Origin of the sequence: Rhodococcus sp. (in: high G+C Gram-positive bacteria) (genome assembly GCF_049286785.1) — a bacterium.
Classification (GTDB): Bacteria; Actinomycetota; Actinomycetes; order Mycobacteriales; family Mycobacteriaceae; genus Rhodococcus_F.
Genome location: NZ_JBAQEO010000366.1, coordinates 1 through 6,569, shown reverse-complemented (window position 1 = coordinate 6,569; position 6,569 = coordinate 1). Strand labels below are relative to the sequence as shown.

Genomic DNA, 6,569 nt, shown 5'->3' with positions numbered 1-6,569 from the left:
GAGGTGCTCGGGGTGGAGCGGGTCTGGTTGGATGATGATTTCTTCGCGTTGGGCGGTAATTCGCTGATCGCGGCGCAGGTGATGTACCGGTTGAGAACCGAACTGAAGACTGCTGTCCCACTCCAGTGGATGTTCTCGGATCCCACGGTGGAAACACTCGCCCGTCGGATCGAGGCCGGTGTCGCGGGCGCGGCCGAGGAAGGTTTCGGTCCGATCTTCGCGATACGCGCGGACGGTGGCCGGGGCGCGCCGCTGTTCTGTATCCACCCGATTGTCGGATTGTCCTGGTGCTATTCGGCTCTTCCTCAATACCTCGACGCCGATATGCCGATTTACGGCGTGCAGAGTCCGTCGATTCTCGAGGAGGACTACCTGCCCGAATCGATCGAGGAACTTGCGGACCGCTATATCAGGGAGATGCGCCGCATTACGCCCACCGGCCCGTATCGGCTCCTCGGCTGGTCGCTCGGCGGTGTCATCGCCCATGCGATGGCGGTCCGACTCCAGGCAGCGGGCGAACAGGTGGAACTGTTGGCCATCATGGACAGCTTCGTCGGGTCCGGCGTAGTCGAGGAGAGCCCCGTTGACGACATCTCGATGGGGGAGTTGCTCGGCGGCTTCGGTGTCGAGCAGGACGCTGTGGAAGGGGTCTCCGATCTCGGGCTTGCGGGTGTCGCTGCTGCGTTGGCTGGAATGACCGGATATCCCGTCGAGCGAGTCGAACCGGTGCTGGAGCGTCTTCTGTCGACGGCTGAGAGAAACTCCAGGTTGAGTTCCGAGTATCGACCCGCGCGCTTCGACGGTGACATCGTCTTCTTCACCGCGGCAGCTGACGACGTGACGGGCGACCGAGCCGCCCAGGGCTGGAAGGATGCGGTCACGGGAGTTGTGCGTAACCACGCGGTGGCCGCCACACATTGGCGGATGACGTCACCCGAAGCGCTGGCCGTGGCCGGCCCGATTCTGAACGATGCCCTGTCAGGCAGCGAGCGGATGGATCGATGAGCCGGTCAGTCCACGAAGGGGGTCGACTCGCACACCACCGGCCGTGGCCGCACAGGGTCGAGCGCGTTGAGTACGTACGTGGCGGCTACCGGGTCGGCCATCAGTTCGAGATGCTCGGCATGATCCTGTGGGCACTGGTCCTGCAGCACGATGTTCGTCGCGTTCGGTGCTTCCTCGTAGCCACTGGTGTAGGGCACCACGACCGTGTCGTACCGGGTCATGATGCTGGTGTAGACGATCCCGGGCGCGTACACCCCGCCGTCCCGGAGCGCTTTCATGAAGTCCGAATTCGGTGCCATCTCGCGGCACGCCTGACACCACGGGGGAAGCGACTCGAGAGCCGAAGCAAGGGCGGGATGAACGGTTTCGCTCGGCAGTGGCCACTGGTCGACCTTGGCACCCTTCCACATCGGTGCCAGCGAGACATACTTGCCGATCTTGTCGGCGCCGCCGAGGAACTTGGTGAAGTACGCCGGCATCAGCGCGCCCTGGGAATGGCCGACGATGTCGACCTTCTGTGCACCTGTCGAGGCGAGAACGCGGTCCACGAACGCGGACAACTGCTGCGCACTGGACGTCATCGATTCGATCCCGCCCACGGAACTGATCGGCCAGGGCGCGTTCGCCGGAGCACCGTACGTCAATGCGTAGACGCAGTAGCCCTCGTTGGCCAGCAAGGGCGCATAGGTTTGCCAGTTGATCTGCTTGTTCCCACTCGAACTGTGGACCAGGACGACGGGCTCGGGATGGTCCGTACCCGGACGGCAGGTCCAGTCGTTCGAACCAGGAGCCGAACCATCCGGACGACTCAGTTCGAGCAGTGTGCCGTCGGGAACCTCGTAGGGAACCGGCAGCGGATCGGCTGTCGGCTCGGCGTCGGCGGGAGCCGTCAGCAATGGGGTGAAGGCTCCCATGAGTGGAAACAGCAACAGCAGGATCCACCGGCGAGCGGTCATGGGCTCAGCGTAGGTGATCGGCGTGCACATTCCGGATCTGTCCCCGAACACGCCCGTACACTCGGACATCGGTCGGGCCGTCGCGAAGCGAGAAGTACATGGTGAGATGTCGTTGTCGAAACGCGCTTCGCAGTGCGTCGTCCCTCGTGGCCGTCGTCGCGCTTGCGGTCGTCAGCCTCGTTACCGGTCAGGTGACGGCGGGAGCGACTCCGGTGAGTGACCGGCAGTCGAACATCTCGGTGTATTCGGCCTCGATGGGCAGAGACATCACGGTGCGTGTCATCAGACCGGCCGACACCAGCGTCCCGCGCCCGGCCCTGTACCTCCTCGGCGGAGTCGAAGGGTCGTCCGACGAACACGGGTGGACCGAGAACACGGACCTGGTCGAATTCACCGCGGACAAGAACGTCAACGTGGTGATTCCCTACGGCGGCGCATCCAGTTACTACACGGACTGGCAACAGGACGACCCCGCCCTCGGGCGCAACAAATGGACAACCTTCCTGACCCAGGAGTTGCCGCCCGTCATCAATTCCGTGCTGGGCACCACGGGCAGGAATGCGATCGCGGGACTTTCCATGTCCGGCACCTCGGTGCTGAACCTCGCGATCGCCGCCCCCGGTCTCTACCGAGCCGTCGGCTCGTACAGCGGCTGCGCTCTGAGCAATGACCCCTTGGGGAAGGCGTACATAGTCGCGACGGTGGTCAACTTCTTCGGAGACCCCATCAACATGTGGGGTCCGCTGGACGGCCCCGGCTGGGCGGACCACGATCCCTACCTCAATGCCGAGGGGTTGCGGGGCACACAGTTGTACATCTCGAACGGCAGCGGCCTGCCCGGACCGCACGACACACTCGCCGCCCCCGGCGTCCTAGGCGACCCAGCCGAACTCACGGCTCAGATCGTCCGTGGGGGGCCTATCGAAGCGGCCACCGGTCAGTGCACGCAGCGGCTCGCCGCCCGGCTGGACGACCTCGGTATTCCGGCCACCGTCAACCTCCGTCCCACCGGAACCCACTCGTGGGGTTACTGGCAGGACGAATTCCATCGGTCCTGGCCGATGTTCGCCGAAGCGATCGGGGCGTAGAAGGCATGGCACATTTCGAGAAACCGGCAGTCGCAGGAAAAGGACGCAGACGACGGCCGTCGGGGCTGGGTGGTCGAGGGGTGGCGGCAATATTGAGCGCCGCGACGGTCGCGCTGAGCTTGGTCGCCGCGGACCCGGCGGGCGCCGATCCGGCAACGGCAACCCAATCGGCTTCGGCTGCGTACGTCGACCACATCGACAAAATCGACCAGCGTCGGTGGGACATGTACGTGTACTCGCCGTCGATGGACCGGGTCATTCCCCTGCAGGTGATCCGGCCGGCCGACGCCGGTGGGCCGCGCCCGACGCTGTACCTGCTCAACGGTGCCGGAGGAGGGGAGGACGGCGCCAACTGGCTGAACCAGACGAACCTCCTCGGCTTCCTCTCGGACAAGAACGCCAATGTGGTGATTCCCGCCGAGGGAATATTCAGCTACTACACCGACTGGGTGCGAGATGATCCGGTGCTCGGGCGGAACAAATGGACGACCTTTCTCACCAGCGAACTCCCGCCGGTGATCAATTCGGCGCTCGGCACCGACGGGGTAAACGCGATCGCCGGCCTGTCGATGTCGGCGACCTCGGTGCTCGACCTCGCAATCCAGGCTCCCGGCCTGTACCGGGGGGTGGCCTCCTACAGCGGATGCGCGCAGACCAGCGACCCGCTCGGCCAGGCCTACATCCGCTCGGTCGTCGAGGCGGCCGGCGGGGCTGATACGAGGAACATGTGGGGACCCTATGACGGACCAGGGTGGCGTGAGCGCGACCCGCTCCTCAACGCCGAGCTGCTCCGAGGGCATTCGCTCTACATCTCGAACGGGAACGGGCTGCCCGGGCCGCATGAGAACCCTGCTCTGCCGCGAACGCCGCAAGCGCCTCCGTTGCCGGATCAGATCGTGATCGGCGGCGCCATCGAGGCCGCCACCAACGTCTGCGCACACCGTCTGGCGGAACGCCTGCAACAGTTGAACATTCCCGCGACGTTCGACTTCCGGGCCACCGGCACACATTCCTGGGGTTACTGGGAGGACGATCTACATGAATCCTGGCAGCAGCTTTCTGCGTCCCTCGGTCTGCCCGGATGATGCCTCGGGGTAGGCGGGAACGGCCGACGGAGCCCGGCACGACATCCGTTGCTTCGTACATCCGCACGCAAGCCACGATCACCGCACTCGTCAACGTCGTGGTCAACCCGTTGCTGGGGTGGGTCACCAATCGCGGCAAGGATTTCATCCCGCTGTGGTCGCTGGAGGGGATTTCCCTCGACCTCGTTCTCACGTCGATCATCCTGTCGGTGCTGGTGGCCCTGTTCGCCGCCGGTGGTGCGCACCGCGAGTTGCGCGCCGGACACCTCACGACGACGCCGGGATCTCCGCGTGCCGGACCGGTGCTGTCCCGGCTGCCCAGCGGGGCGTGGCCCCTCGGACTGCTGATCGGTGTGGCCGCGGCCGTCGTCGCCACCCTCGTCGTCTGGATACTGCACCTGCTCGGACTGACCGGACTGTCGTTCTGGGCGTTCCTGCTGTTGAAGGCCGTCTACGGCGGATGCCTCGGGTGCCTCGTGGCCCGCTGGGTGATTCTGCGGCAGCTGGCGGAGGTGAATGCGTCTCGGTGACGGCAGCTCAGGTCACCAGCCGAGCGGCATCGGCACGAGCCTTGTGGGCTGCCTCGAGTTCGAGGCCGTACAGCACACCGAAGGTGAAACCGTTCTCGCCCGGGGTGGTGCCGGCACGGGCGCCCAGTTCGCGCAGGGTCCGCATCGCCACGATCCCGTCCTGATGCTCGCCGAGCACCTCCTGCATTTCCTTGTACTTGGCCGTCTTCTTCTTGGCCACCTTCTTGCCGAGGAGCGGTGCCGCGAGCTCCACCGCGTAACGCGCGCGTTTGGCGGCCTTCCGTGCGCGGTGCAGCGCCTCGTCGTCGGTGCCTGCGGCGGCCGACAGCACTCTGGTTGCCGACTTCCGTTCCGCACGACGCACCCGCGCGAGGATGGCCTTGCGTCCGCCCGCGGCTTCGTCGGTCAGTGGCGGCGTGGTACGCCAACGAGCCAGCGCGGCCAGAAGCGTCCGGTAGCGGTCAGTGTCGATCGTGCGCATCACCTCGTCCAGGTGCCGGCGCTGTTCGGCCGACAGATCGGTCTCGATGCGCGCCGCAACCGGGCCCATCACCAATTCGTCCGGCAGTTCCGCCAGCGCATGCGCGAATCGCTCACGCTGCACCTGCCGATCCCGGACCTCACCGAGAATCCCGGCGTACCAAGCCAGTTCGGTGTCGAACCAGGCGGCGGCCTCGGGTTCGAACATGGTTGCGAACACCCGCAGAGTGCTGCGGAACCGTCGAATACCGACCCGGGTGGAGTGGATCGGGTCGAGCGCGCGCCGCAGCCACACATCGCCGGCGACGATCGCCTGTGCCTGGGCTTCCAGATACTCGGTGAGAAGCGAGGCGGCCGTCCTCTCCTCGCCCCCGCCGGCCGCGGGAGGTTCGGCGGACAGTGCGCGGCTGAGCTTCGACGGGTACGGCGACGGTGTCGCGCCCAGTCGCTCCAGACGTTGACCGATCGCGGTGAGGAGCGACTCGTTGCCGGCGTCACCGAGTTCCACTTCCACCTCGCGCCACTCACCGATTACGGCACCATCGCCCACGACGGTACTGTGCACGGCATCGTCAGCCACCTCGGCCATCAGCCGGTTGTCACTCGTGTACAGACGTCGTGTGTGCCGGACCGTCGAGATCGTGGCCACCGTGCGCAGCGGTTTGCCGAGCGCCACCCCCGACACCAGGGCGGCCAGTTCGTCCGGGACCGTCGATTCCCCGGTCAGGGGTAGCCGGATCTCGGTGCGGGCCTTGTCTGCAGGCACTTTCAGATGCCAACCCTCGTCCGTCTCGCCCGAGCGGCGACGCAGGGTGAGGTGCTGTCCGAGCAGATCGCGCTCGGCGGTGTCGAAGTAGTCGCTGCGGAGATTCACCGTCCGATCCTCGATCCGGCCGCCCTCGGGGACCAGTCCCGAGAGGTCGGGCAGGACGAACTGCAGTCCCACGTCGTACTTGTCTTCTCGTTCCCGCTGCGACGACGCCATGAGCCCCAGTCTGCCCGGGGTTGCGAGGTTCGGCAGGACATATTGTCGATCGGTCACTCCGCGACGAGAGCCCGCGTCGACATGACGAAATAGGTCAGCATGCAGACGAACAGGAACCAGCCTGCCCCCTGCCAGATCTGCCACCGGCCGCCGTCCTTCCACACCCGGTAGGTCCGAACGAAGGCGCCCAGCCCGCCCAGCAACAGCAGCGCCGACGGGCCGAAGACCAGGAGATATTTCTCGCCGCCCGCACACTCGATCAACGAACCGGTGCAGTCACCCGACCGGGACGCCATCCACACGATGGCCACCAGGGCCTTGACCCCGGTTCTTGGACACGCTGAATCCAGCACCTGCTGGGGAAGCGAGATGATCTTCAGTCATGTCACGCAAGAACTACTCGGAAGAGTTCCGGCGCCAGGCGGTCGAGTTGTACGAGT

General features: G+C 65.7%; 7 protein-coding genes. 4 read left to right on the top strand and 3 right to left on the bottom strand.

Annotation, left to right across the window (positions count from 1 at the left end):
* On the top strand, nucleotides 1–1,005 hold a 1,005-nt coding region (locus WAW17_RS13615), incomplete at its 5' end, for a thioesterase domain-containing protein (RefSeq protein WP_422333487.1).
* 5 nt (nucleotides 1,006–1,010) lie between these two features.
* Here WAW17_RS13615 and WAW17_RS13610 read toward each other — a convergent pair.
* A complete protein-coding gene (locus tag WAW17_RS13610) occupies nucleotides 1,011–1,961 on the bottom strand; it encodes a lipase family alpha/beta hydrolase (protein WP_422333486.1) in 951 nt (316 codons plus the stop codon).
* A 98-nt stretch (nucleotides 1,962–2,059) separates the two neighbouring features.
* Here WAW17_RS13610 and WAW17_RS13605 point away from each other — a divergent pair, with 98 nt between their 5' ends.
* The 3 genes from WAW17_RS13605 to WAW17_RS13595 all read left to right on the top strand — a co-directional run bounded on the left by WAW17_RS13605 (nucleotide 2,060) and on the right by WAW17_RS13595 (nucleotide 4,664).
* On the top strand, nucleotides 2,060–3,049 hold the full coding sequence (locus WAW17_RS13605) for an alpha/beta hydrolase (protein WP_422333485.1): 990 nt from the start codon (nucleotides 2,060–2,062) through the stop codon (nucleotides 3,047–3,049).
* An 80-nt stretch (nucleotides 3,050–3,129) separates the two neighbouring features.
* Nucleotides 3,130–4,134, top strand: a complete 1,005-nt coding sequence (locus WAW17_RS13600; protein ID WP_422333484.1) for an alpha/beta hydrolase — start codon at nucleotides 3,130–3,132, stop codon at nucleotides 4,132–4,134.
* Nucleotides 4,131–4,664 carry a hypothetical protein gene (locus WAW17_RS13595; protein WP_422333483.1) on the top strand — a complete coding sequence of 178 codons (534 nt, stop codon included), beginning with the start codon at nucleotides 4,131–4,133 and terminating at the stop codon, nucleotides 4,662–4,664. Before WAW17_RS13600 ends, WAW17_RS13595 begins: the two co-directional genes overlap by 4 nt.
* 7 nt (nucleotides 4,665–4,671) lie before the next feature.
* On the opposite strand, the gene WAW17_RS13590 is transcribed toward WAW17_RS13595, so the two are convergent.
* Together WAW17_RS13590 and WAW17_RS13585 are read right to left on the bottom strand one after the other, a co-directional pair.
* Complete coding sequence (locus WAW17_RS13590; RefSeq protein ID WP_422333488.1) at nucleotides 4,672–6,129, bottom strand: CHAD domain-containing protein; 1,458 nt, start codon at nucleotides 6,127–6,129, stop codon at nucleotides 4,672–4,674.
* A 53-nt stretch (nucleotides 6,130–6,182) separates the two neighbouring features.
* Nucleotides 6,183–6,440: a hypothetical protein gene (locus WAW17_RS13585; RefSeq protein ID WP_422333482.1), complete on the bottom strand. Its 258-nt coding sequence runs from the start codon at nucleotides 6,438–6,440 to the stop codon at nucleotides 6,183–6,185.
* Nucleotides 6,441–6,569: the final 129 nt, after the last annotated feature.